The organism is Aliibacillus thermotolerans, from assembly GCF_027853235.1.
Classification (GTDB): Bacteria; Bacillota; Bacilli; order Bacillales; family Marinococcaceae; genus Aliibacillus; species Aliibacillus thermotolerans.
In genome coordinates this window covers 21,993-47,662 of the sequence record NZ_WKJG01000030.1, presented here as the reverse complement: position 1 = coordinate 47,662, position 25,670 = coordinate 21,993, and the positions used below count along the sequence as shown (strand labels likewise).

The 25,670-nt window shown below is 38.6% G+C and carries 24 protein-coding genes, 1 pseudogene and 1 CRISPR repeat array; of the genes and pseudogenes, 23 read left to right on the top strand and 2 right to left on the bottom strand.

Annotated elements, in window-relative coordinates; genetic code table 11:
• The first annotated feature begins 585 nt into the window (after positions 1-585).
• The 13 genes and pseudogenes from GJS40_RS04865 (at position 586) to GJS40_RS04805 (ending at position 12,942) form a co-directional block, all read left to right on the top strand.
• A complete protein-coding gene (locus GJS40_RS04865; protein WP_270896605.1) occupies positions 586-1,143 on the top strand; it encodes a hypothetical protein in 558 nt (185 codons plus the stop codon).
• Positions 1,124-1,465, top strand: coding sequence for a hypothetical protein (locus GJS40_RS04860; RefSeq protein ID WP_270896604.1), 342 nt, complete (start codon positions 1,124-1,126; stop codon positions 1,463-1,465). The genes GJS40_RS04865 and GJS40_RS04860 overlap by 20 nt, the downstream gene beginning before the upstream one ends.
• 64 nt (positions 1,466-1,529) lie before the next feature.
• Positions 1,530-2,018 carry a transposase gene (locus GJS40_RS04855; protein WP_377902084.1) on the top strand — a complete coding sequence of 163 codons (489 nt, stop codon included), beginning with the start codon at positions 1,530-1,532 and terminating at the stop codon, positions 2,016-2,018.
• 58 nt (positions 2,019-2,076) lie between these two features.
• Complete coding sequence (gene cas6, locus GJS40_RS04850; RefSeq protein WP_270896603.1) at positions 2,077-2,802, top strand: CRISPR-associated endoribonuclease Cas6; 726 nt, start codon at positions 2,077-2,079, stop codon at positions 2,800-2,802.
• A gap of 14 nt (positions 2,803-2,816) precedes the next feature.
• Positions 2,817-4,610, top strand: coding sequence for a hypothetical protein (locus tag GJS40_RS04845; protein WP_270896602.1), 1,794 nt, complete (start codon positions 2,817-2,819; stop codon positions 4,608-4,610).
• Positions 4,607-5,500, top strand: a complete 894-nt coding sequence (cas7i, locus tag GJS40_RS04840; RefSeq protein ID WP_270896600.1) for a type I-B CRISPR-associated protein Cas7/Cst2/DevR — start codon at positions 4,607-4,609, stop codon at positions 5,498-5,500. Before GJS40_RS04845 ends, cas7i begins: the two co-directional genes overlap by 4 nt.
• Positions 5,497-6,186: a type I-B CRISPR-associated protein Cas5b gene (gene cas5b / locus GJS40_RS04835; RefSeq protein WP_270896599.1), complete on the top strand. Its 690-nt coding sequence runs from the start codon at positions 5,497-5,499 to the stop codon at positions 6,184-6,186. Before cas7i ends, cas5b begins: the two co-directional genes overlap by 4 nt.
• A 68-nt stretch (positions 6,187-6,254) precedes the next feature.
• Entirely contained in the window at positions 6,255-8,459 is a 2,205-nt protein-coding gene (gene cas3 / locus GJS40_RS04830; RefSeq protein ID WP_270896597.1) for a CRISPR-associated helicase Cas3', read from the top strand.
• Positions 8,460-8,472: 13 nt separating this feature from the next.
• The gene (cas4, locus tag GJS40_RS04825) at positions 8,473-8,985 is read left to right on the top strand and encodes a CRISPR-associated protein Cas4 (RefSeq protein ID WP_270896595.1); all 513 of its coding nucleotides are present in this window, start codon (positions 8,473-8,475) and stop codon (positions 8,983-8,985) included.
• Positions 8,982-9,968: a type I-B CRISPR-associated endonuclease Cas1b gene (gene cas1b, locus GJS40_RS04820; protein WP_270896594.1), complete on the top strand. Its 987-nt coding sequence runs from the start codon at positions 8,982-8,984 to the stop codon at positions 9,966-9,968. Before cas4 ends, cas1b begins: the two co-directional genes overlap by 4 nt.
• A 1-nt stretch (position 9,969) precedes the next feature.
• The gene (gene cas2, locus GJS40_RS04815; RefSeq protein WP_270896593.1) at positions 9,970-10,233 is read left to right on the top strand and encodes a CRISPR-associated endonuclease Cas2; all 264 of its coding nucleotides are present in this window, start codon (positions 9,970-9,972) and stop codon (positions 10,231-10,233) included.
• Between the two features lie 212 nt (positions 10,234-10,445).
• Positions 10,446-12,114: a CRISPR direct-repeat array (repeat unit 29 nt; unit sequence GGTTTACCTGAACGTAGTGGGATATAAAG).
• Between the two features lie 40 nt (positions 12,115-12,154).
• Positions 12,155-12,592 (top strand): annotated as a pseudogene (locus tag GJS40_RS04810) (aldehyde dehydrogenase family protein); the annotation flags it as partial.
• 83 nt (positions 12,593-12,675) lie between these two features.
• Entirely contained in the window at positions 12,676-12,942 is a 267-nt protein-coding gene (locus tag GJS40_RS04805; protein WP_270896592.1) for a 2Fe-2S iron-sulfur cluster-binding protein, read from the top strand.
• A 130-nt stretch (positions 12,943-13,072) separates the two neighbouring features.
• Here the strand turns inward: GJS40_RS04805 and GJS40_RS04800 are convergent, their stop codons facing one another.
• Positions 13,073-15,250: a malate synthase G gene (locus tag GJS40_RS04800; RefSeq protein WP_270896591.1), complete on the bottom strand. Its 2,178-nt coding sequence runs from the start codon at positions 15,248-15,250 to the stop codon at positions 13,073-13,075.
• Positions 15,251-15,488: 238 nt separating this feature from the next.
• Here GJS40_RS04800 and GJS40_RS04795 point away from each other — a divergent pair, with 238 nt between their 5' ends.
• From GJS40_RS04795 to GJS40_RS04780, 4 genes are all read left to right on the top strand, one after another.
• Entirely contained in the window at positions 15,489-17,876 is a 2,388-nt protein-coding gene (locus GJS40_RS04795) for a penicillin acylase family protein (protein ID WP_270896589.1), read from the top strand.
• Between the two features lie 80 nt (positions 17,877-17,956).
• Positions 17,957-19,105, top strand: a complete 1,149-nt coding sequence (locus GJS40_RS04790; RefSeq protein WP_270896587.1) for an acyl-CoA dehydrogenase family protein — start codon at positions 17,957-17,959, stop codon at positions 19,103-19,105.
• Between the two features lie 395 nt (positions 19,106-19,500).
• Entirely contained in the window at positions 19,501-20,709 is a 1,209-nt protein-coding gene (locus tag GJS40_RS04785) for an NAD(P)-dependent malic enzyme (RefSeq protein ID WP_270896585.1), read from the top strand.
• A gap of 98 nt (positions 20,710-20,807) precedes the next feature.
• Complete coding sequence (locus tag GJS40_RS04780) at positions 20,808-21,002, top strand: hypothetical protein (protein ID WP_270896583.1); 195 nt, start codon at positions 20,808-20,810, stop codon at positions 21,000-21,002.
• A gap of 118 nt (positions 21,003-21,120) precedes the next feature.
• Here GJS40_RS04780 and GJS40_RS04775 read toward each other — a convergent pair whose 3' ends face one another.
• Positions 21,121-21,495, bottom strand: a complete 375-nt coding sequence (locus tag GJS40_RS04775; protein ID WP_270896581.1) for a DUF2512 family protein — start codon at positions 21,493-21,495, stop codon at positions 21,121-21,123.
• Positions 21,496-21,683: 188 nt separating this feature from the next.
• On the opposite strand from GJS40_RS04775, the gene GJS40_RS04770 reads away from it, so the two are divergent.
• The 6 genes from GJS40_RS04770 (at position 21,684) to GJS40_RS04745 (ending at position 25,427) form a co-directional block, all read left to right on the top strand.
• Positions 21,684-21,893 carry a hypothetical protein gene (locus tag GJS40_RS04770; RefSeq protein WP_270896579.1) on the top strand — a complete coding sequence of 70 codons (210 nt, stop codon included), beginning with the start codon at positions 21,684-21,686 and terminating at the stop codon, positions 21,891-21,893.
• A gap of 78 nt (positions 21,894-21,971) precedes the next feature.
• Entirely contained in the window at positions 21,972-22,484 is a 513-nt protein-coding gene (locus GJS40_RS04765; protein ID WP_270896577.1) for a spore coat protein, read from the top strand.
• A gap of 109 nt (positions 22,485-22,593) precedes the next feature.
• The gene (locus tag GJS40_RS04760; protein WP_270896576.1) at positions 22,594-23,328 is read left to right on the top strand and encodes a sulfite exporter TauE/SafE family protein; all 735 of its coding nucleotides are present in this window, start codon (positions 22,594-22,596) and stop codon (positions 23,326-23,328) included.
• 248 nt (positions 23,329-23,576) lie between these two features.
• Positions 23,577-24,365: a hypothetical protein gene (locus GJS40_RS04755; protein ID WP_270896574.1), complete on the top strand. Its 789-nt coding sequence runs from the start codon at positions 23,577-23,579 to the stop codon at positions 24,363-24,365.
• 2 nt (positions 24,366-24,367) lie between these two features.
• Positions 24,368-24,745: a GntR family transcriptional regulator gene (locus GJS40_RS04750; RefSeq protein WP_270896572.1), complete on the top strand. Its 378-nt coding sequence runs from the start codon at positions 24,368-24,370 to the stop codon at positions 24,743-24,745.
• The gene (locus GJS40_RS04745) at positions 24,738-25,427 is read left to right on the top strand and encodes an ABC transporter ATP-binding protein (protein ID WP_270896571.1); all 690 of its coding nucleotides are present in this window, start codon (positions 24,738-24,740) and stop codon (positions 25,425-25,427) included. Before GJS40_RS04750 ends, GJS40_RS04745 begins: the two co-directional genes overlap by 8 nt.
• Positions 25,428-25,670 lie beyond the last annotated feature (243 nt).

Genomic DNA, 25,670 nt, shown 5'->3' with positions numbered 1-25,670 from the left:
TCATTGGCACCTTTCTTGCCCTTTCCTTCTATTCCACTTTTTTTGACTTCTTTTTGGGGTAAAAATTTTTCAACCATCTCCCAAGCCCCTTGAGGGACTTGAAAATTCAAACATCGCAATTAGCTCACAATAAAAATTTTAATTTTCGCCAAAAATTTTTTGGAAGAAACTGTGTTTGTTCAGTAGGGAAGTATGGATATTTTTGGGGTTGAAAAGTGTTTTAGTATTGTGACAAGATTTTAAAGAAATTATATTATTGCAAGTTCAATAAGTCTATGGACATGATTCAGAAGAAACTTTTCATGAGGATAAAAATCAAGTACAATCCAGAAGAAAGTGAATATGATTTATATGAACATGTGGGATGTAAAAGTTAGCTATAATCTTTTGCTAAAGTATTATTTGAACGGTGTGGGGAGGCTATCCATTTATGAAAAATGACCAACTCTATTGTAATCGTCAAATAAACCCATGTAGATTTCGTGCGTTTTTAGTCTATGACGCTGAAACAAATTGGAAAAAAGTTTAACATTTTCAAATCATTGCCGATATAAATTTTAGAACCAAAATTTAGGAGGTAGAAAAATGAAATTAAAAAAATTGTTTATTATTTTGTTATTGGTTGGATTTTTATTAAATACTCCTATGTTCACTAGCTTCATATTAGCTCAACCAGCCCCTCCATTAACCTATATTAATGTACTTGCAATTACTTCAGATGGGGATAATTACGTCTGGTATTATCCAGAATCGGAATATGGAAGTACAGGGTATACTGCCAGTGGAAGTGAGGTAGTATTAGCTATTTATGTAGAAGGGTACACATTATCAAGTTCACCTAGAGTCTATATAGACGGTGTTGATATTACTAATGAGATTGAAGAACCATTACCTAAAGATTATTTAAGTGGACCAGATAATATTATTTATGGCTATATTTCCTATAAATCGATTCCACTAGATTATTTTGCAAAGGAAAACACAGGAACGGTTACTGTTTTTGCAAGAGACATTCATAATCCTAGTGTGACTCGTTCGGCGACGAGAACTTTCAATATTGACTGGAATGGAAATCAAATGGAAGCGGAAACTTTTAAAAATGCTATATATGAGGTAGATATAAATGAAGATGCAGGATTTTAGTTCCAAGGAATTAGCTGCATTTCAAGCATACACGAGGTTAACAGTGGTTGCTCATGCAAAGGCAAAACATGAAGGAATGAATGTATCTCGTACACATGCTGGAATGAGTTTCAAAGATTTTTTTGAGATTATAGAAAAAGATGAAGTGGTAAATCCTTATCTCTCAAGAGAAATAGACTTGTGGCAACAGCAACATAGTGAACTACAAAGAAAAATGACAGGTAATCATAAAATGGAAGGAGCGACGATGAATTATATAGAGAAAGCATATGAATTAGGACTGGTTGATCCATCAGGACATTTATATCAAGCAAAAGTATAGATGATGAAGAGATTATCTTAAAAAAATAGGATGACCTCTTTTCATATATGAATCAATTTCATAATTGCTCTTTTTAAAAAAATCAAAGACTATCAGAGGGGCTGCGGATTGTCCACTCAAACCACAATGTACGAAAGCAAAAGGCAATCGACAAGTTCACTGGAATCCGATTTTCGAAGAAATGAAAGCAAAAGCTAAGGCAGCCCTTGAGTGTGATGATAAAGCCGCTATCTACTCGAAACGTAAGAACGAAGTAGAAAGTGTGTTCGGTCACATCAAGGGCAATCGGTCGTTCCGTAGATTTTCTCTACGGGGACTCGACAAAGTACACGTCGAGTTCGGAGTAGTGGCAATTGCCCACAACCTACTGAAAGTAGCAAGCCTACGCAAGCTACTTTCAGAGAAAAAACACAGAGATACAAAATCGAGAGGAGAAAAACAACAATTTTTTCTCCTCTCGATTTATTTTTCAGGACTTATTAGACAGCCCCTTTTTATTTTGTATTTTTTCAAAAAACTATTGACACATTTCTCCACATGTAATAAATTGTAATCGAGTCGATAATATAAAAAGATTATATCTAACAGGAATAAAATCAGGAGGTGATTAAATGAGACTAAGAGCTACATTTAAAATTGTCGATGAACAATTGGAATATGGTTACCAAATGGGAGTTGTTTCACTTATCAAAGAAGCTTTAAAACGGTCATCAGAGAGTTATTTCAAACGTTTATATGAAAAGGATCACACCCCTAAGCCGTTTTGCTTTGCTACTTTTTTGCATGAACCGGTCTTTCATTCAAATAATGTATCGGCGAAAAAAATCAGCATCACAATCAGTTCCTTTGATCACGAATTTTTGTTACATTTTCATAATGGTTTAGTCAAGTTAAATGAGCACTCTTACAAAAATAGTATCTGGACAAAAGAAAGAATTCAGTTGTTATCAGAAAAAGAGATTACATCCTCGACTGTCACCTTCAGAACTCTTTCCCCACTTCTTATAGAAGATAAAAATGGTAACCCGCTATCACCACAAGATACCACCTATGAAAGAGAAATAAACTACTATGCTTCCTTAACGGCGAAAGAATTTTTAGGGAGAACACTTTATGCACCACTCAAAGTGAAAAATCATCGAATGAAAAAAACTGTTGTAAAAATGACAAATAGTAAATGGGAGAAACACAATGATGGCTTCTTATATTTCACAGGTTATCGTGGCCTTATTCGATTGGACGGGCGTCCAGAAGATTTAAATATGATCTATCAAATAGGTCTATCAAAAAGAAGATCCCAGTCTTTCGGACTTTTAGATGTCTATCATCAAATATAAGGGGGTGAGCGTTCGTGCAAATTGAACTATATGCAGAGGACTGGTTAACCTCTGCAGGTCTTGTTGGTTTAAAAAGACTATTCCCGGATGAAACGGAAAATACACCATTTGGACTCAAATTTGACTCGGAAATTTTAGAGGAAGTGACCGAACGATATTTTGACTATCTATTAAACAATTTTAGTGTGGCAGAACGTCAAAATAAAATTCTCACTCAAGCGTTGTCAAGAGCAGAGAGAAATCCAGATACTTTTAAGGACATAAAGAAACAAGTACAGAGGAGAATGACCGAAGAGCTAAAGAAAGTTGAACGGTATTTTCCTGATATTAAAGAAACGAAAGAACTACAAGAAACAATTGAAATTGTGAAAAAAATAAAAGATAAAGATGATTTGCCGTTGTTACAAGAAAAGAAAGAAGTGTTTATTAAAATACTTCGCATGAAACAAATTCATGAAAAAATTACTTTGAATTTTGTGAAAACCGTCATTATGCAACCACTGTTTGGACAGGTCAGCTTTTTGAATGTAACTCATAATAAGAGATCCACCGAAGAACATAAAGAAATAATGATAAAAGACTACATCACACCTACTATTTTAGAGATAAAGTGGTTGGATCTGTTGAATGAAGAAGAGGACATCGGTGCTCTCCTCACTTATTTAGAAGAAAACAAAGATTACAAGCCGTTTAGAGAGTGGTTAAGATTGTTTAAAAAATATGATTCGGTTGAACAAATAAAAGAATACATGGAAAAAGAAGTTCCACCTTGTATTTTGTTTGATAATCAGTACGGAACCGGTAATTATGAAGAAATGATATTTACGCCGCTTGGAATATCGCTCAATAAATCTCTTAATTTCTCTTGGGACTTAAATAAAAAACAATCAGTGCCGCTTTCAGCATTAGGTAGATTAATATTGTTTATGGTTCCAATCGGTACTGCTGTTTATCAAAGGAAAATTGGTTTCGGTGCTCAAAGTGTTTATGAAAACTTTTACGGATTTCTTTATAGTAACGATTTATTTGGTGACATTTGTCAAATGAATAATCAATACAAAATGAAACGGTTAGATGAAAATCCGTTTGAAGAAGTTATTTACGATGTTTTGCTAGAAAGTACAGAAAAAGCCGGGAAAAAACAGAAAAAAGAAATGCTATTAATTGAATTTCATTCAAACTATGAGTCTAAAAAGACATTGCTGGATTACTATCATATGCCAAATTATGTCGTCGACTTCTTTTTACAGTCAGGTAAAACATTACGGTGGATACATCTTTTTGATTATAGAGAAGCGTTTGTTCGTTCCATTTTAGAAGGAAGAGACCCAAAGCAAGTATTGTTTCGGTACATGCGAGAGGTTATTGATAGCAGTCGCGATGGAAAGAACATTTTGATGGCTGTGTTAGAAAGAAGAAGGTTTTTACTTTTGAAAAAAGGGGTGACTGACGTGAAAAGTAATAATAAAGTTGTTTACCATATTTTTGGCCAAGGACAAGAGCTTCGCAAAGCACTCATGGGGGCGCAACAAGTTCGTGAGTCTGAAGCGGAAGGAACGTATACCGCTAGCAGCGATAAAAAGATACGTGGATTGGCGTACCGTCTCTTAAATGCGGCCAAAGCAAGACATAAGCAAAATTTTCTTGATACCGCTTATCGCATGTATTTAGGAGTAAATCTTGAAATCCCAACTGTGTTACTTAACGTATTACACGAGAAAAATGTCGATTTTGAAACAGTTTCTAGTGCTTTTATTAGTGGTCTATTAAGCAATGAAAAATTAAGTGAAGGAGAGAAAGAAGAATGAAGAAAGCGATGACATTAACGGTAATTTTCCAAGCGAACTCATTAAACTATGGCGAGGGAATTTCTAATATATCAGAACTGAAAAAAATTCACCGTGGAAATGGTGATGTGTTAACCTTTGCTTCACGGCAAAGTTTGCGATATGACATTGTGCGACTGGGGAATGAAATGTTTGATTGGAACTTAAAAACTGTCGATAAAAGCAAAAGAACGGTTCAATTTAAAGAGGATGTTACTATCGAAGATTCTGTTGAAATGGATTTATTCGGGTATTTAAAAACATCTAAAAAGTCTCAAAAACGTCCTGCCGTTGCCCGACTTTCTCATGCAATCTCTTTAGAACCGTATAATAGCGATATGGAATTTTTAAACAATATGGGGCTTGCCGAACGGATTAACGAAGATCCTAACCTTGCAAATATAGAACAACATGAAAGTTTATATACTTACACATTAACACTTGATTTAACGCGTGTGGGAATAGATGGAGAAATTGAACTATCGACCGAGGAAAAAACGACACGGATTCATCAGTTATTAGATATTCTAAAAGTTTTAAATCGCAATATCCGTGGACGACAAGAAAGTCTCGCACCGCTATTTGTCGTCGGAGGTGTCTATGACGTTGCCAACCCGTTTTTCTTAGGAAAAGTTCGTTTAAATATAGAAGAAAAAGGCTGGAACATAGATTTTCGCACGATAAAATCTGTTTGTGAACAAACTTTTGCAGGAAAGAAAGTCGGAGATCAAACAAAGGTGGCACTTTTAGACGGAGTGTTTACAAATGAGCAGCACATGAAAGAGACGTTTGGAGATCAATTAGTTACAATGGAACAGTTTTTTGAAAGTTTAAACCAGGAAGCAATAGAAGCATTGGGTGAACTGGCATGAAGACGTTGCGTCTTGATTTGTTTCAAGAAACGGCTTGCTATAAAAAACCATTAGCTTTTAAAGTTGGTGAGACGTATCCATTACCTCCATATTCCACTGTAAAAGGAATGATTCATGCGTTGATTGACGCAGACACTTTTATTCCTATGAGACTAAGTGTTCAAGGAACATATGACTCTATCTTCATAGACTATCAAACCCATTATTTTTTTAAAAAACATGATAGTGGAGAAATGCCAATTGTATACGATGGTTTGAACATTGCAGTACCAGAACAAAAGCAAATCACACAGATGCCTTTATATACGCATCAACTATATAATGTTAACTTGATTATTCACGTCCAAGCAGAGGATAAAGTGATTGAAGAAATCATCACTGCCATTGAAAAAGGTAAGTCAATTAGCCTTGGCAGGTGGGAAGATATTGTAGTTATCAAAGATTACAAAACAGTTGATTTACGTGCAGTTGAAGAGGGGACGACAAAAAAACCAGCTTATATTCCCATTGATTTACTAATGAAAGGGGAACTCTATGTACCTTACCGGTTAAATTGGAAATACGATATCGTACAGAATGTGAGGAAGTGGGAAAAAATAGCCGTTGGTTACGTACAACCCGGAGTAGAAATTGAAGAAGAGATATTTGTTGATGAATATGATGATCTGGTCTTTTTTCATCAATGATGACATCCCCGAAGGTTTTTCTAACTTTCGGGGGATATTATTTAGCAAAGTGAAGGAAGTGAATACAAATGAAGTGGTATGCAAAGACGGAAAATGAGGAAACAATTCAAGAACATACTGACGCTTTATTAAAAAATTTAGATATTTTAAGGGAGCATTTAAGAGAGGAAGAGAATCTAGATGATCGCTTTTGGGAAATGTTAAAGATTGTTGTACAGTATCATGACATTGGAAAATTTGATTTAAGATTTCAAAATAATATGCATGAAAAGTTAGGAAAGGAACCTCCTTTTCAGATAGAACAAGAAACGTTTATCCCACATAACTATATTTCAGTTGCACTTATGCCATTTGAAGAATGGAATCTTCCAACTGATGTAAAAAGCGTAGTGGCTCAAGCAGTAGGATATCATCACGAAAGAGAAATAGCTCCAAATCCAGCAGAAATAAAACGATTAGTGAGAGAGGAGTTAACACCTTATTTTGATGAGATAAAATCTCACTTAAAATTACCGCTACCGAATAAAATTAAGGCAGCACCTGTGAAATGGATACAAAAAAGAATTACTCCTTCTATGAATGAATCTTTATTTTATCTTTATGTATTGCTAAAAGGGATTCTCCATCGTTTAGATCACGCCTCTTCAGCTGGTGTTTCTGTTGAAGTGGGGATAAGCGAAAGTATTGGACAATATACGAACACATTTTTTGAGGAAAAACTTCAAAAACCAAAACGTCCTTTGCAACAATTTGCTGAAAAAGAAAAAGATTCTCACGTCGTAACTGTAGCTCAGACTGGAATGGGAAAGACTGAAGCGGCATTACTTTGGGCAGGGAATCAGAAGTTGTTTTTCACATTACCTCTTCGCGTTAGTTTAAACGCAATGTACACTCGAATGATTGATGAAAATAATATTGGATTTCCAGAGGAATATACAGGACTTCTTCACTCAACTAGTCTGGAAATGCTGGAGGAACACTTTAAAGAAAAAGAAGAAAAAGGTTACTCTGAAGCATTATATGCGCATAGCAGACAGCATGCAAATCGCCTCATGTTAACAACTGTTGATCAAATTTTAAAATTCCCGTTTTATTATTTGGGATTTGAAAAGGAATTATCTGCTTTATGTGGCGCAAAAGTTGTAATTGATGAATTGCAAGCCTATGATCCGAAAATTGCAGCGATGCTTATTCGAGCATTAGAAATGATTGACCAAGTAGGCGGTAGTTTTATGATTATGACTGCGACACTCCCTACAATTTATAAAAATGAAATATTAAAAAACAAAAAGATTACAAATAAGCCGATTGTATATGAGGAATTTTACGATAATACATTGCGTCATCGCGTGCAAGTAAAAGAAGCATCCTTATTAGACTGCACGGAAGAAATTCTTACTAATAAAAAAGATAAAAAGATACTCATCATCTGCAATACGATTGCACGAGCGAAGGAAGTGTATAAAAAATTAGATAATGAAAATACAAATGTACACTTACTTCATGCGCAATTTAAAGCAAAAGATAGACAAACATTAGAAAAAGAAATACAAGCGTTTGCGAAAAGTGAAGAGGCTGGTATTTGGGTGACTACTCAATTAGTAGAAGCAAGTCTTGATGTCGACTTCGATGAATTGCATACGGAAATTTCTCCACTTGATAGTCAATTTCAACGTTATGGTCGCTGTTATCGGAAAAGGGAACTATTTACCGAATTACCTAATGTATTCGTATATACGTATGATGTTTCTGGTATCGGATCTGTTTATTCTACTGATATTACGAATAAAAGTATTGAACTTCTTCAGAAAAGGAAAAAAGAAGAACTGTTCGAGAAAGAGAAAATGGAATTGATAGAAGAGTTGTACAGTAAAGAAAGTCTTGCTGATACTGATTATTTGAAAACATTCAATGACTCTCTAGAATATTTCAGAAACATCGTTCCTTATGAAATAACAAAAGAAAAGGCACAGGAGTATTTACGTAATATCCAAAATATCAAAGTGCTACCAGAGGATGACCTTGAAGTTCAAGATTTAATTGAGACGTATAAAAGTGATAAGAGTAAACGGAAGGAAATACGGAGGGAATTGGAACGCCACGTTATTAGTGTGAATAAATACAGAGCAGAAAAGTTTATTCATCGAGCAGGTCTTCCAGCAAGCTTGAACGACTTTTACATGATTGAATGCCGCTATAACTATGACGAAGAAAGCCGAAAGGGACTGGGATTGGAATGGGCTGAGGGAGTAGCTTTGTTTAGTGTTGATTAAAAGGGTGAAAAAATTGGAGAATTTAAAAGTAGGTGGCGTTCATTTACATTATTATGCTGTTTGTAAAAGAAAACTTTGGTTGTATGATCGTGGAATTACGATGGAGCAAGAATCAGACAGAGTTTTACAAGGAAAGATATTGCACGAACATGCGTACCCGCGTCTTCAACAAAAGGAATTACTCATTGATGATACTTTTAAAATTGATGCAATCGATGGAGAGTACATCCGTGAAACGAAAATTTCTAGTAAACTAGCAAATGCCGATCGACTTCAGATGCTTTTTTATCTATACCAAATGGAGCTAAGAGGAATAAAAAAGAAAGGGCTATTAAGTTATACGAAAGAAAAACGGACGAAGGAACTTATTTTGGATGAGGATTCAAAAAAGGAAATTAAAAAAGCGATTGCCGGCGCTTTTTCCGTATTAGAAAGGGAAACGGCCCCAAAAGTAAAAAAAGTCCCTTATTGTAAATCTTGTGCTTATTATTCTTTTTGTTATGCATTGGAGGAGGATGAGGAATGAAGCGGGATCACTATTTATACTCCAGTGGCCGTCTGAAACGAAAAGACAATACAGTTTATTTTGAAGTAAAAAATGAACGTCCGAAACCTTTGCCAGTAGAAAAGATTCGTAACATTCATGTTTTTGGGGAAGTGGACATGAATAATAAAGTGTTAACCTTTTTAAACAGTTACGGAATATGTGTTCACTTTTACAATTACTATGGATTTTACTCAGGTTCATTTTATCCTAGAGAAACACAAGTATCAGGGTATTCCGTGGCAAAACAAAGTGAACATTATTTAGATGAAAATAAAAGAATGTATCTCGCTTATTCCTTTCTGCAAGGTGGCATCCATCATATGAAAAGAAACTTGCGCAGATACAAAGAAAAAACAGAGGAAGAACTGTTAAATATCGAATTAGAAGAAAGAAAATTGCAAGAATCAAGAACAATACAAGAACTGATGGGGAAAGAAGGTCGTCTCCGTCAAATATACTATCAAGCATTTACCTCTATTTTGCCAGAGGATTTTGCTTATGAGGGAAGAAGCAAGCAACCTCCAAATGACCCATTGAATGCGTTAATATCTTTTGGAAATTCCATGATGTATCGAGCGATTTTGTCAGAAATATACCGTACACAACTAGATCCAACTATTAGTTATTTACATGAACCGTCAACTAAACGATTTTCTCTAAGTTTGGATTTAGCGGAAATTTTTAAACCACTGATTGTAGATTCTTTAATATTTTCACTGATAAATCGGAAAGCAATCACCTTAAAGCACTTTGACATGTTAGAGGGGAAAATGTGTTATCTCAATGAAGATGGTCAAAAAAGGTTTTTAAGAGCATGGGAAGAAACATTAGCAAGAACAGTAAAACACCGAAAATTGAAACGAAACACAAGTTATCGTTACATGATTCGGTTGGAATGCTATAAGCTCATTAAACACGTGATCAATGATGTAGTATACAAACCTTTGAAAGCGTGGTGGTAGCATGTTTGTAATGATAACATATGATGTTAATCAAAAAAGGGTTGGAAAAGTATGTAAGAAACTGCGACAGTATTTAGATTGGACACAAAATTCCGTGTTTGAAGGTGATATAACAGTTGGAGCACTTAATAAATGCCTAGCGGAGTTGCGACAAATTATAGATCCGGAAGAGGATTCCATTTATTTGTATCGAGTTTCAAATCCACGGAACATTAAAAAAGACGTCATTGGAGTAGAAAAAAGTCCAATGGACCTCTTCCTCTAAATCAATTATAATAAAAATGAGATGGAAAATATTGCATTAAACCGATTTTTCAAAAAAAGCTTTCAATCCCTTTGTCTATAAGCCTTAGAGCAGAAAATTTGAATTTTTCTTAAACACTACCAGTGGTCTACTGCAAAAAACAAAATCTGTGAATAATCCTATCTTGTTCAAACTATTGCCATAACAAGGAAATTAGCATGTGTATTTATAGGGGTTTACCTGAACGTAGTGGGATATAAAGTAAAAGAAAAAGCCGGTGAGCTATGGAGTTTCATCAAGGTTTACCTGAACGTAGTGGGATATAAAGGCAAGCTGTCCGACACGCCCGAAACGGTCGGATCAGGGTTTACCTGAACGTAGTGGGATATAAAGCAAAGAGATGCGGCTTTCTTCGTTGTCGAATATACGGGGTTTACCTGAACGTAGTGGGATATAAAGTTGAAACAGTCGATAACTATTAAGAAAGCGGGCGAGGGGTTTACCTGAACGTAGTGGGATATAAAGATGCGGTATTAGAATTTATTGCGGAAGAGGAGCGAGAAGGTTTACCTGAACGTAGTGGGATATAAAGTTTCGCGAAGATAGACGCCCGTCATTCTACGTTTATCTGGTTTACCTGAACGTAGTGGGATATAAAGCTTAAAATGTTGTCTAAACCTCGTACTACTGTCATTTTGAGGTTTACCTGAACGTAGTGGGATATAAAGCACCGTCGCACCTGCGACAGATATCCCAGGCAACAGGTTTACCTGAACGTAGTGGGATATAAAGTGCAAGGTGTAAACAAAGGACCTTTAAAAGATCGAAGGTTTACCTGAACGTAGTGGGATATAAAGTTGTAAACGCTGGTTCAACAGCAGCTTCGGCATTCTGGTTTACCTGAACGTAGTGGGATATAAAGGTATGTGTGTTCTTATTTTCTATACTTTGAAGAATAAGGTTTACCTGAACGTAGTGGGATATAAAGATATGGATAAGGGAGAGAGAAACGCCTCTCCCATTCGGTTTACCTGAACGTAGTGGGATATAAAGTGCAAGGTGTAAACAAAGGACCTTTAAAAGATCGAAGGTTTACCTGAACGTAGTGGGATATAAAGTTGTAAACGCTGGTTCAACAGCAGCTTCGGCATTCTGGTTTACCTGAACGTAGTGGGATATAAAGGTATGTGTGTTCTTATTTTCTATACTTTGAAGAATAAGGTTTACCTGAACGTAGTGGGATATAAAGATATGGATAAGGGAGAGAGAAACGCCTCTCCCATTCGGTTTACCTGAACGTAGTGGGATATAAAGAAAGAAGCGCTGTATCAATAATAGTAGGCAAAGCAGTGGTTTACCTGAACGTAGTGGGATATAAAGGACAGAAGAAGCAATGTCCTTCGCCGCCGAAACTACACGGTTTACCTGAACGTAGTGGGATATAAAGTGCTTGGAAAAAAGAGATGCTTGGTTCCTGCTTCCGGTTTACCTGAACGTAGTGGGATATAAAGTCACTTGGAAATTCAAGACGATCAACGGAATTCTAGGTTTACCTGAACGTAGTGGGATATAAAGTCACTTGGAAATTCAAGACGATCAACGGAATTCTAGGTTTACCTGAACGTAGTGGGATATAAAGCTGTCGCCCTTTCTAGGCGCTTTTTTAGGGAGTTAAAGGTTTACCTGAACGTAGTGGGATATAAAGGAATACACTCACAGGGGCGACAGGTGATGTCCTACAAGGTTTACCTGAACGTAGTGGGATATAAAGCTTTGGAATTATGGCTTTATTGATCTCAGTGAGTATGGGTTTACCTGAACGTAGTGGGATATAAAGTTGCTCCTCGACAAAAAAGACATCATGAAAATTCTAGGTTTACCTGAACGTAGTGGGATATAAAGTTCCTCGCCGTCAAAATATTCCAAGCTTCCGTTTGTCGGTTTAGAAATTGCCAAGGAAGAAAATGCGACCCTCGTCACCGGTGGAAAGCGTCCTACATTGGATGAAAGATTAAGCGAAGGATTTTATTTAGAACCGACGATTTATATACAAGAAGATCCGAAAACTCGTCTTTGTCAAGAAGAAATATTCGGTCCTGTTGTCACATTAATTCCTTTTGATACGGAAGAAGAAGCGTTGGAAATTGCGAATGATACAGAGTACGGTTTAAACGCTGTCATCTGGACGGAAAATTTAACCCGTGCGCACCGGGTTTCTCACCACGTAAGAGCAGGTACCATCTGGGTCAATTGCTGGTTCGTCCGTGATTTACGTGCGCCATTTGGTGGGATGAAAAAGAGTGGAATTGGACGGGAAGGAGGGCAATATAGTATTGACTTCTTCACGGAAGCGAAAAACATTTGTATTGCATTAAAGTAGTGATTTCTATTCCAACAGGTCACGCAACCTGTTGGATATTTCAACTAAAAAATGTATGCGCTTACAAGGAAGGGGGATGGAAGATGTATCAAGTAAAAATAAAAAATCAATTACTAGAAGTGAAGGATGATATGAGTATTTTACAGTCGGCGAGAAAGAAGTTAGTGAAGCTTCCTTACGGTTGTGCGAATGGCGGATGTGGCATGTGCAAAGTAAAAGTGGTGAGAGGGGAATATGAACTAAAAAAATGTTCAAAAGGGGCATTAAACGACGTAGAGCGAGAGAAAGGGTATATTTTAAGTTGTAAAGCATTTCCACGGAGTGATATGGAGCTGCAGTTAATGGAATAATCAAAGAACATTCGAAACTGTCAGCGGTGATTGTCATGCAACCCCTCATATGTATATAAAGAGGCTGTTCAATAAGTCATTCGACTCGATTGAACAGCCTGACTTTTTATGAAACAGTAATGTTTCACGGTTACTGCACGGCGTATTTCTGTTTCACTTCGAGACGACGGCGGTGGAGGATTGGTTCCGTGTATCCGTTTGGCTGCTCTCTTCCTTTGAACACAAGATCGCAAGCTGCTTGGAAAGCAATGGATTCTTCATAGTTGTCTGCCATTGGACGATAGTTTGGATCTCCTTCGTTTTGTTTGTCAACGACTTTTGCCATTCGTTTCATCGTTTCTAATACTTGTTCTTCGGTACAAATGCCGTGGTAAATCCAATTTGCCATATGTTGGCTGGAAATACGTAATGTTGCTCGGTCTTCCATCAATCCAATGTCGTTAATGTCAGGCACTTTTGAACAACCGACGCCGCTATCTATCCAGCGAACGACGTAACCGAGAATTCCTTGAGCGTTGTTGTCGAGTTCTTCTTGAATTTCTTCTTCCGTCCAGTTTGGATTTTCCGCTACTGGGAGTTGTAAAATTTCATCGGTTAAGTCTTCAATTTTATCTTGAAGCGCATCTTGCATCGCTTTTGCATCCACTTGATGGTAATGCAGTGCATGGAGGGTAGCTGCGGTTGGAGATGGTACCCATGCAGTGTTTGCTCCCGCTTTTACTTGTGCGATTTTTTGCTCAAGCATTCCTGCCATTAAATCCGGCATTGCCCACATTCCTTTACCAATTTGGGCGCGTCCTGGAAGACCTGTTTCAAGTCCTCTAAATACGTTTGATTTTTCGTATGCATCAAGCCATGTCGATGTTTTCATGTCCCCTTTTCGAATCATCGGCCCTGCTTCCATTGACGTATGGATTTCATCTCCGGTACGATCTAAGAACCCAGTGTTAATAAAGACGATGCGGTCTTTCGCTTCCCGGATACACGCTTTTAAGTTTAGCGACGTCCGACGCTCTTCATCCATGACACCCATTTTCAGTGTGTTTCGTTCTAAACCTAACAAATCTTCGACACGATCGAACAATCTGTTCGCAAAGGAAACTTCTTTTGATCCGTGCATTTTCGGTTTAACAATATAAATAGAGCCTTTTTCTGAGTTTTTATATTTGCCGTTTCCAAGGATGTCATGTTTTGCAATCAGACTTGTTACAACTCCGTCCATAATCCCTTCAAAAACTTCTTCGCCATTTTTATCTAAAATGGCTGGGTTTTGCATTAAATGGCCGACATTTCGAACGAACATTTTCGAGCGACCGGTGATGGTCTTTTCTCCGCCACTCGGTGTTTGATAAGTCCGGTCAGGGTTTAGCGTACGCGTAATTGTCTCTAGACCTTTTTTAAATGTAACTGACAAATCCCCTTTAATAAGACCGAGCCAATTTTTATATACGAGCACTTTATCTTCCGCATCCACTGCTGCCACCGCGTCTTCACAGTCCATTAACGTCGATAATGCCGCTTCCATGAGCACATCTTTGATACCAGCCGGGTCATCTTTTCCAATTGGATGATTACGGTCCATTTGAATTTCAAAGTGGATGCCGTTATTTTCAAACAATACTGCACTTGGAGAAGAAGCTTCTCCTTGGTACCCGACAAAACGTTCTCCTTCTTTAATGGCTGTCGTCGTTCCATTTTTTAATGTGACTGACAAGGCACCATTTTCAATTGCGTACGCTGTCGCATCGTGGTGGGAACCTTCTTGAAGCGGAATCGTTTCATCTAAGAAATTTTTTGCGTAGTCAATGACTTTTTGACCGCGGGTTGGGTTATATTCTGCTGTTTTTTCCGCTCCATCTTCTTCACTGATTGCATCGGTTCCATAAAGGGCATCATACAAGCTACCCCAACGTGCATTCGCTGCATTTAACGCATACCGTGCATTTGTAAGAGGAACGACAAGTTGCGGTCCTGCTTGAGTAGAAATTTCATCGTCGACGTTTTCCGTCGTTACTTCAAAATCTTCCACTTTTCCTTCCAAGTAACCGATTTCTGTTAAGAAGCTTTTATATTTGTCAAAATCAAAGGAGCCTTTATTTTCTTTGTGCCACGCGTCAATCTTTTCCTGAAGCTCATTCCGTTCTTTTAGTAATGCTTTATTTTCCGGTGTGAACGCATCAATAATCTCTTCGAACCCTTTCCAGAAATGATCTTTATCTACTCCACTATTTGGCAACGCTTCATTATTAATAAATTGATAGAGTCGTTCATCTACTTGCAAATTCCCGACGTTTACGTAACTAGCCATTTTCTTCCTCCTTATTGTTGCTTATTAAGAAACAGTGTTCCTAATTTATATTTTAGCAAACTACCCTCTCATTTTCAACTGTTCTATAACAAAATATAGTGATTCATACAGAAGAAAAACACGAAAAGATCGTTAGAAATATTTCATAGCAAATCGGGGGTATATGTGTCCGGAAACTGTTAATATATTATAGAAGATACGTGTTGGTATAATACGTAAAGAAGAGGAGGTAAAGAACATGGAAGACGCCGTCGAAAGAGCTCCTTTAGCTCGCTGGAAGAAATGGCTTTTCATCATTTTAGCTGCGTTCATCGTGTTAACGATTATTGCTCTTTTTATGTTAAACGCTTATTTGAGTCGTTCCGTTGCACAAGTGGAAGGACAAATATTCGTTCCTGACGTAAAAGAGGAAGTAACTGTACGGACCGATGATCAAGGAGTTCCGCATATCTATGCGAATAATACATATGATCTTTATTTTGCACAAGGATATGTGCAAGCGCAGAACAGATTATTTCAAATGGAGATGTCGCGTAGACAAGCTTCAGGCACGTTAAGTGAAATCGTGGGTGAAGCGGCTATTGATACGGATAAATTTTTCCGTACTCTCGGATTGCGTCGTGCTGCGGAAAAATCATACAATGTTTACTCCGAAGAAGGAAAAGAAGTGTTACAAGCTTTTTCGGATGGAGTCAATGCATTTATCGAACATGCGACAGAACGGAATCGTCTCCCGATGGAGTTTTCTTTGATGGAGATCGAGTCAGTGGAAGAATGGACACCGGTGGATTCTTTAACAATTGGTAAATATATGGCCTATGACTTAGGCGGGCATTGGGAGCGGCAAGCATTTCATTACTATTTGCTGCAACAGTTTGAGGAAGAAAAGGCGTTAGAATTGTTCCCAGCTTATCCTGACGACAAACCAACGATTATTCAGGAAGGGGAAATCGATATTGCGGCAAGTTTTGAAAAGGCAGTCATCCCTCACCCGTTTAATGGAAGTAATAATTGGGTGATTGGTGGAGAAAAAACAAAATCAGGGAAGCCACTCCTTGCGAATGATCCGCATTTAGGGCTTGCTACACCTTCTATGTGGTATCAGATGCATTTAAAGGGTCCGGATGTCAATGTGAGTGGCGTCATTTTTGCAGGTGTTCCCGGGATTATCCTCGGACATAATGAAGAGATTGCGTGGGGTGTGACAAACACCGGTCCTGATGTACAACAGTTGTATATCGAAAGAAGAAATCCCGATAATCCTTATGAATTTTTATATGAAGGGGAATGGGAAGAAGCGGAAGTGTATGAAGAGACGATTGAAGTGAAAGATGGGGAAGCAATTTCTTATGAAGTTGTAGAAACCCGACACGGGCCGATCATTTCCGAATTTGCGAGTGACAGTATGGAAGAAGAAGTGATGTCCCTTCGTTGGACGGCATTAGATGCGACAACGGAGTTAGAAGCCATTATTGACATAAACAAAGCTTCCAATTGGCAGGAATTCGAAGAGGGGTTGGAGAAGTTTTTAGCACCGGCGCAAAATTTTGTGTTCATGTCGAAAGATGGAACGATTGCTTATAAAGCGAATGGAAAGATTCCAATATATGAAGATGGAAAAGACGCGCTCCTTCCTTTAGAAGGATGGGAAAGTGAGAATGAATGGGATGGATTCATTCCTTTCGACGAGCTTCCTACAGTGGTTAACCCGGAAAAAGGATATATTGCTTCCGCGAATAATAAAGTTGTCGGAGATGACTATCCGTATCACATTAGTAATGTATGGGGCGCTCCGTACCGTTACGAAAGGATTGTAGAACTGTTAGAAGAAAATAATGAATTTACGGTAAATGATATGGTGACCATCCAAATGGATGACCATAACTTGCAAGCACGGGAATTTGTTCCGTTGCTTTTAGATTGGTTACCGGAAGAAGGACTAAATGAAATAGAAAAAGAAGCAGTTTCCTTGTTAGAATCATGGGATTTTCATGACGATGTGAACGCACCGCAACCGCTCATTTATCATCGCTGGCTTCATGCCATCGAAGACATCGTGTTTGCAGAAGAAATCCCTGATGAAGTCATGAATTTGGTAGGAAAACGCGGACAATTACTGGATGCTCTCATCCGCAAAGGAGAAGCATCCAATTGGATGGAAGAACGAGGAGGATGGAGTGAAGTTCTTTCCGAATCTTTTACAAAAACAATCACCGCTTTGGTCAATGAATACGGTGAGAAAGTGGAGCGTTGGAAATGGGGAGATTTCCATAAAGTCTATTTCGAGCACCCACTCTCTGATCAACATCCCGTGTTAAAGTTTTTATTTAACCGAGACGATCCATTGGGCGTGGGTGGTAGTGAGAATACAATTATGGCAGCAAGCTACGACGCGGAAACAGGTATTGTCAACCATGGAGCGTCATGGCGATTCATTATGGACGGAGCAGACTTTTCTAATGGATACCATCACGTATCTCCAGGCCAATCGGGACACTTTTGGAGTGATTGGTACCACGATCAATTAATAGATTGGGGAAGCGGGGATTATCATGTCACAAACATTGAGCACCCGACTGGTTTCGAGCTGACATTTGTCCCGCTCGATAAAGGATATCAACGCTAGTTTCGCCCTGCATACTTTTTCCGTATGCAGGGAAACTGATTAATTATCAGAAGGATGAGAAAAAAGAAGGTGGTTGAAGAATGCAATCTTATATACAAGAAGAACACGAAATTTTTCGACAATCTTTACGAAAATTTCTTGAAAGAGAAGCTGCTCCTTTTTACGAAGAGTGGGAAAAAGATCGTATGATTCCACGTTTCTTTTGGAAGAAGATGGGGAAGGAAGGTTTTTTATGCCCATGGCTCAGTGAGGAATATGGCGGGTTGGAAGCGGATTTTGCATACTCCGTCATTTTAATACAGGAGTTAGAGCGAATTGGCTCGAGTCTTGTCGGGATTGGTTTACACAACGATATTGTCGTTCCGTACATCGCTCAGTATGGAACAGAGGAACAGAAAAAACGGTGGTTGCCAGCATGTGTCAGTGGTGACATGATCACTGCGATTGCGATGACAGAGCCAGGGGCCGGATCTGATTTATCAGGGATTCAAACGACGGCCATCAAGGAGGGGAATCATTATATCGTCAATGGTTCAAAAACATTCATTACGAACGGGATACAAAGCGATCTTGTCGTTGTAGTGTGTAAAACCGATCCAACTGCAAATCCTCCTCATAAAGGAATCAGCTTGCTTGTCGTAGAACGGGATACCCCCGGTTTTCAAAGGGGTGAGAAGTTAAATAAAGTGGGGCTTCATAGTCAAGATACGGCGGAACTTTTTTTTGAAGATGCAAAAGTACCGACAAAAAACTTACTAGGGCAAGAAGGACAAGGTTTTTACTACTTAATGGAGCAATTACAACAAGAACGTCTCGTTGTGGCAATTGCTGCCGAAGTATCCGCGCGCCGGGTAGTAGAGCTTACGAAAGCGTACGTGAAAGAAAGAAAAGCATTCGGTCAGCCAATCGCCCATTTTCAACATACGGAATTTACGTTAGTGGAATTGGAGACGGAAGTGGAAATAGGAAAAGCTTTCTTAGACCAAGTAATCAGTCGTCATATGAACAGAGAAGACGTAGTAAAAGAGGTCTCCATGGCAAAATGGTGGCTGACGGATCTTGCGAAAAAAGCAGTAGCAAAATGTATGCAATTATTCGGAGGTTACGGCTATATGGAAGAATATGAAATTGCCAGAAGATTTCGAGACATTCCGGTTTCTTCTATTTATGCTGGATCGAATGAAATTATGAAAACGATTATTGCGAAAAAAATTGGCCTTCGGGAATGAAGAAAAAAACGCTATTTTTCATTATTTCATAAAATGGCGAACTGAATGGGAGTTCTGCATCGCTGTCTTAGCCGTTTCGACGGTTTGATTCAGCGGAAATGACGCTTTATGAAGAGGGTTTCGCAGTTTTAGATGCTTAAAGGTTCTACATGTTGTTGGCTTTTGCACGGAATCACTCCCTTGCCATATCCTCACATGAAAATGATTGATCAAGTGCTCCCCAACCGGCTTTTTGAAGGGGAGCATTTTTTGTCTTTCATTTGCCTAGGTTACATATTCTTATTTTTTTCAAAAAAAACTCTTCACAAGAGACGATTTTATGTTAAAATGGAACGCATAACTTTTATTCTGAAAATTTAGAGAAAGAGAGAAAAACAAATGGAGGGAAATAATACGTGAGTATGAGAGAAAAAGCATTGGAGATGCACAGGGAGTACCCGGGAAAGATTGGGACTTTTTCTAAGGTGAGTCTCAATCAAAAAGAAGATCTAGGTCTCGCCTATTCTCCTGGAGTTGCTGAACCGTGTAAGGAAATTGAACAAAACAAAGAGAAAGTGTATGAGTACACTAGCAAAGGAAATTTGGTAGGAGTTGTCAGTAATGGAACAGCGGTGTTAGGACTTGGCAATATCGGAGCAGATGCTTCCATGCCGGTCATGGAAGGAAAAGCGATTTTATTTAAAGAATTTGCTGAAATTGATGCTTTTCCTGTGTGTCTCGATATTAAAGATGTCGATCAATTTGTAGCAACGGTAAAAGCAATGGAACCAACTTTTGGGGGCATTAATTTAGAAGACATTGCTGCGCCTGACTGTTTTGTCATTGAAGAACGATTGAAAAAAGAATTAAATATTCCGGTATTTCATGATGATCAACATGGAACGGCGATTGTCACCCTTGCAGGTTTAATTAATTCTTTTAAAATCGTAGAGAAAAAGGCCGAAAATTCACGCATTGTCGTGAATGGGGCTGGCGCAGCAGGGGTTGCGATTACGAAGTTGCTACTATCGCTTGGAGTGGAAGACGTCATCCTTTGTGACTCTGTCGGACCGATTTACGAAGGTAGAACGGAACGGATGAACGTTCATAAAGAAGCAATTGCAGCAAAAACAAACCGAAGAAAAGTAAGCGGAACATTGGCGGATGCTGTGAAAGGAGCGGACGTTGTTATCGGTGTATCTGTGCCAAACTGTATCACCCAAGAAATGATTCAGTCGATGAACCGCGATCCGATTGTTTTTGCGATGTCCAATCCTGTGCCGGAAATTATGCCGGACGAAGCAAAAGCTGCAGGAGTGGCTGTGATTGGAACGGGACGATCGGACTTACCGAACCAAATTAATAACGTGCTTGCTTTCCCGGGAATTTTCCGCGGAGCACTAGATGTTCGGGCATCGGAAATAAATGAAGAAATGAAAGTCGCTGCAGCATACGCCATCGCAGGACTCATTTTAGAAGAAGATTTGACACCGGATTACGTCATTCCAAATCCGCTCGACCCACGCGTCGTGCAAGCCGTCTCCAGCGCCGTAGCTGAAGCCGCGGTGAAAACAGGAGTAGCAAAACAGCCAAATGGCAACGTAAAATCATCTTCCAATATATAATGTAAAGCTTTAACGGTTGTCCACGTGGGCAGCCTTTTTATTTTTTGTATGATTGGGGACATGATAAAATAAACAAAAATGAGGGAGAAGGTGTTTGTATGCATAAAGAAACAGTAAGAAAAAAGCTGGAGACGTATACGGTCGATGAATTAAAAGCCTGGCGTGAACATGTCTTGTTTTGTCTCGACTATTTTGAACAGGCGAAAAATGATTTTGAAGTGTCTGAGTGCCGTACCCTTCTCCGTCTCATTGATGAACGGTTACGTGAATTAGCAGTGGAAAAACGAACATAATGAAATTTCGGTTGTATATGCTTTTTTAGGTAGTTATTTCCAATAAAAGAACGATGTATCATAATAAGTTGATTGAAAACAGAGTCCAGCACTTATTTGGACTCTGTTTTTTAACCCACTATGGCGAGTGGTATGCTCTTTTTTCTCCTCTCCGGAAAACTGCCATATCGACATATTTGTGAAAAAACCATTCTCCCACTGCGATAATAACAGCACTAATTAATGCGAGGAAAAAAGAGACTGGTTCGTTTAAAACGAACGGTCCGATAATCCAAAGAGAAAGTGTTCCGATTCCGACATCGGCAATCGTAGAAATGAGATTGTTTGTCATCTTTAAAATCCACAAATCCCCTATCACATAGGCAATCCCGGTAACAATAAAAGTAAGAACTAACGTATTCCATAAAACGTAACCATACATAAGAGAGAAGACAGTAAGAAGTACGAATGCCACTAAGGTAAGTTTGATTGCCACTGCCGAAACATGACCCATTTTTTTCCCTCCTTTCTGTCCTCGATGGTGGTAGTGTGAGACGGTTCTTCTTTTTTATTCTTCGTTGTCTCTTGAATTTTATGCGTTTAAAAGCAATCCTTGAATGGAGAAAAGGCAGGGTTCTGTCCCACACTCTCCAGCTTTTTCACACATATACATGTAGAAACGTGAAAAAGGAGGGGAGAAGTGTGCAACAAAATCCGAAATTAACGAAGTTGCTCGTGAAAAGGCTGTTAAAAAAACATGGAGTCGATCAAGTAGAAGTCACGCTAACAGAAGAAGAACGCAAGGAATTGAGAGAAGTCATTGAAGACATTCAAGGGAAAGTCGAACAATTTTTACAGGAATTTCAGACGGATCAAAATAAAGACGTAAAGAAGAAAGAAGAAAAAAATTAAACACTTTTTTTAGGAAGTTTGTCCACACTCACTTTTTTGTTTCTCATATATTGTTAAGGAGAAAGGAGGTATCATCTGATGGGAAAATGCAGATGTGATGACTGCAGAAGAAAAGAAAGAAGAGCACGAAGAGAGAAACAAGGCAAGCGCCATCACAGAGAATGGAACGCACTTGATCCGTCCTGCACGCATGGAGGCGGATGTGGTTCCGGTCACAATGGCACTCAGTCTGGAGAACAGACAAATAAAACGATACAAATGTCAGAAGAAACAATTAAAATTATCGACTCTTGTGATATCACCGTTTCCACAACAGATACGAAAGGAGCTTTGAGTCTACAAGCAGGACTTCAAGCAGCACTTGTCATCATCGTTACCATTACGCTCTTCGGTGGTGATACAGAAAAAGCGGAAAAATTCACGCAAGATTTAATTCAAACAGCGAAGATCAAGCAAGTGAATCATCAAATGACGTATATCGAAAACAGTAGAGATATTACAGTAGTAACGAATGATACGCACCTCGCAGCGAATATCCAACTCTTGTTACAACTGCTCATTGCGGTAGCGTTGATTGTAGACATTTTTTAATGTGATTGATGCGGGACGTGTGGACGTTCCGCTATTATTCCTACGTGTATTTTATGGCGAAATCAAGTATAATGAGGAACAATGAATAAAGTGAAAGGTCGTCGTCATCATGGTACTTGAAATATTGTTTATTGCAATTGTTCTGTTGATTGGAAGCTTTTTACAAGGTGCAAGTGGCTTTGGCTTTGGACTATTCTCGATGGCTTTTTTACCGTTTATGTTTACATTAAAAGATAGTAGTCTTTTAGTGATTTCTCTTGCGCTCGTCACGGCGACGATGATTTTTATTAAAGTACATAAGCATATTGATTTACGCAAACTTTCTTACTTATTAAGTGCTGCCATTGTCGGAAGAATTGGAGCTTACTTTATTCTTCATCACTTTGGTGAAATGGATGTCTTAAAAAAAGTGTTAGGGTTTGTGCTCATCGGGATGGTCGTTTATATTATGTTACGCCCGGAACCAGAAGATGTGATTCGAAAAGAGAAAATCAGTGTGCCCATTGTATTAGGATTTGTAGGCGGATTTATTGGCGGAATATTCGTTGTTGGAGGCCCCTTTTTTGTCTTTTACTATTTAATAGCTTGTAAAGACAAATACACTTATACAGCGAATTTACAAGCAACTTTTGCGGTTACAAGCATTGTCACGATCGTCCTACACGGAGTCAGTGGAGATTTTAGTCCCCATTTCCTGCTTTACTTTCTTGTTGGTGTAGTAAGTGTATTGGTTGGAACTCGTCTCGGAATGACTTGGTTTGACCGGTTGTCACGCAAAAAAATTCAAACATTCGCAAGCATATTAGTCGCTTTAGCTGGTCTTAATTTAATCTTTTTCTCATAGGTTGACCGACGTTTTTTGTGTTATTAAGTAGAAATGCGTCAGTCATTGAATGAGATGTCCTAAGGCTCAATCATGAAAACGATTGCATAATCAAATAGGGTGAAATCTCCCTTTTAAAGGGGGATTTTTTTATTCATGGTGGGTGTTGCACGATGAAAAAATACATTTAAAAACCGTTGACAGTTAAAATGCATTTGTGTACTATTTAACTAGTACACTAAAACATTGAGTCAGGAAGTGATATTGATATGAACAGTTGGATTTCTCTTGTGAAAAAAGAATTTTTATTAACACGAGCAATATTTATAGCGGCCATTGTTTTTATATTTGTAGTGTGGGGTTTTTCCTATGTGTTGGATTATTTGAGAATCGGTGAAGCGAACGTAGAAATAAATGAGTCTGCTTTTGCTGGACCAATGATGTTGATCCTCATGACGGGTGGAGTCTTTATGCATGTGTTTTATATGCCGATTTACATCATCATTAGCATGCAAAAGGAATTAAACACCTTTCATCTCTGGCTTCACACGCCCCAGCCGATGATAAAATTACTTTCAGCAAAACTAATGAGTGGCTTGTTATGTATGGTAATTTCGCTTTTCATTAATGGCACCATCGCTTTATCTCTCGTTATATTACACATCCCAGAAGAATTCATGCCATCCTTTTGGAATACTGTCTCTTCTATTGGATTATTTGGTGGGGCATTGATCGGTTCTTCTGTCTATTTTGGATTGTATGTATTGTTGTATGTTGCGATTTACCTTTTGTTACGGGGAAAGATCGGAAAATGGACGTGGCCAGTTATCATCGGTTTATTTATGTTGATGAATTGGATATTTAGCATCGTGGAAAAGATGAATTGGCACCAAGCACTTATGGAGTGGGGAACGATCACAATAAACATCGAAGCTGAAATGCTTGCGCCAATCTTTCCGATGGATATTTCAGCTGGATTTCTCCTCGTTCATCTGCTTTTTGCACTTGTTCTCTTTGCAATTGCAACGTTTCTGATTGATAGAAAAGCTGAGGTGTAAGTATGACGGATAAATTTGATACATCAAAACCAATATATAAGCAAATTGCTGATCAATTGTACTGGAGAATGATTCGGGGAGAACTCCAGCCTGGAGATAAATTACCCTCTGTTCGAGAATGTGCGGTGGAATTTAAAGTGAATCCTAATACAGTAGCTAGAACTTATAACGAAATGGAGAGGGAAAAAGTGGTAAAAACGAAACGAGGACAAGGAACGTTTGTGACAACAGATGAAAATGTACTGTTTGATTTGAAAGAAAGCATGAAAAAAATTCATATAGAAGAATTCGTTCATGAAATGGAAGAGATGGGATATACGGAAGAAGAAATGGTAGCTAGCTTACAAGAGTACTTAGACGGGAGAGATACCAATGATTGAAATCAATGGATTGACTAAAAAATATCTTACAAAAACCGCCTTACAAGATGTGACGTTGAAGATAGAAAATGGTGGTATTACTGGACTAATCGGTGAAAACGGAAGTGGAAAATCCACGTTATTAAAAGTCATTGCAGGACTTGTTCGTCCAACGAACGGAGAAGTAACGGTAAACGGAAAGGCGGTTTCCCGCAGAATTGCCACCGACGTCGCTTATCTTTCTGAACTGGATGCTTACTACCCTTTTTTCACTGTCCAACAAATGATTGATTTCGAGGCAAGCCAATTTCCAGATTTCGATAAAGAGCGAGCACAAGCGATGATTTCCTTTATGAAATTGAACCCTAGCAGCAAAATGAAAACATTGTCGAAAGGAAACCGAGGACGTGTAAAAATCATACTCGCTTTATCCCGAAACGCCCCTATTATATTAATGGATGAACCACTTTCGGGACTTGATCCAATGGTGCGAGAATCCATTGTCGAAAGCCTCATTTCATTTGTTGATGTAGAAAACCAAACCGTCATCATCACCACGCACGAAATCAATGAAATGGAGCCACTATTTGACCGGGTCATCGCCATTAAAAACGGACGCATTCTAGCCACCGCCGACACCGAAACGATCCGCGACCAACAAAACCTCCGCCTCATCGACTGGCTCAAACAAGAGTATAGATAGAAAAGCGTAGGCGACTGTTCAGGCGCGATAGATTCTGGAAGGGCAGGAAAGAAAGCGATTTTTGCTTTCTTTATCTGACCTGAAGAATCCGAGCGCCTAGGAGCCGAAGCTAGACAGAAAAGCGTAGGCGACTGTTCAGGCGCGATAGATTCTGGAAGGGCAGGAAAGAAAGCGATTTTTGCTTTCTTTATCTGACCTGAAGAATCCGAGCGCCTAGGAGCCGAAGCTAGACAGAAAAGCGTA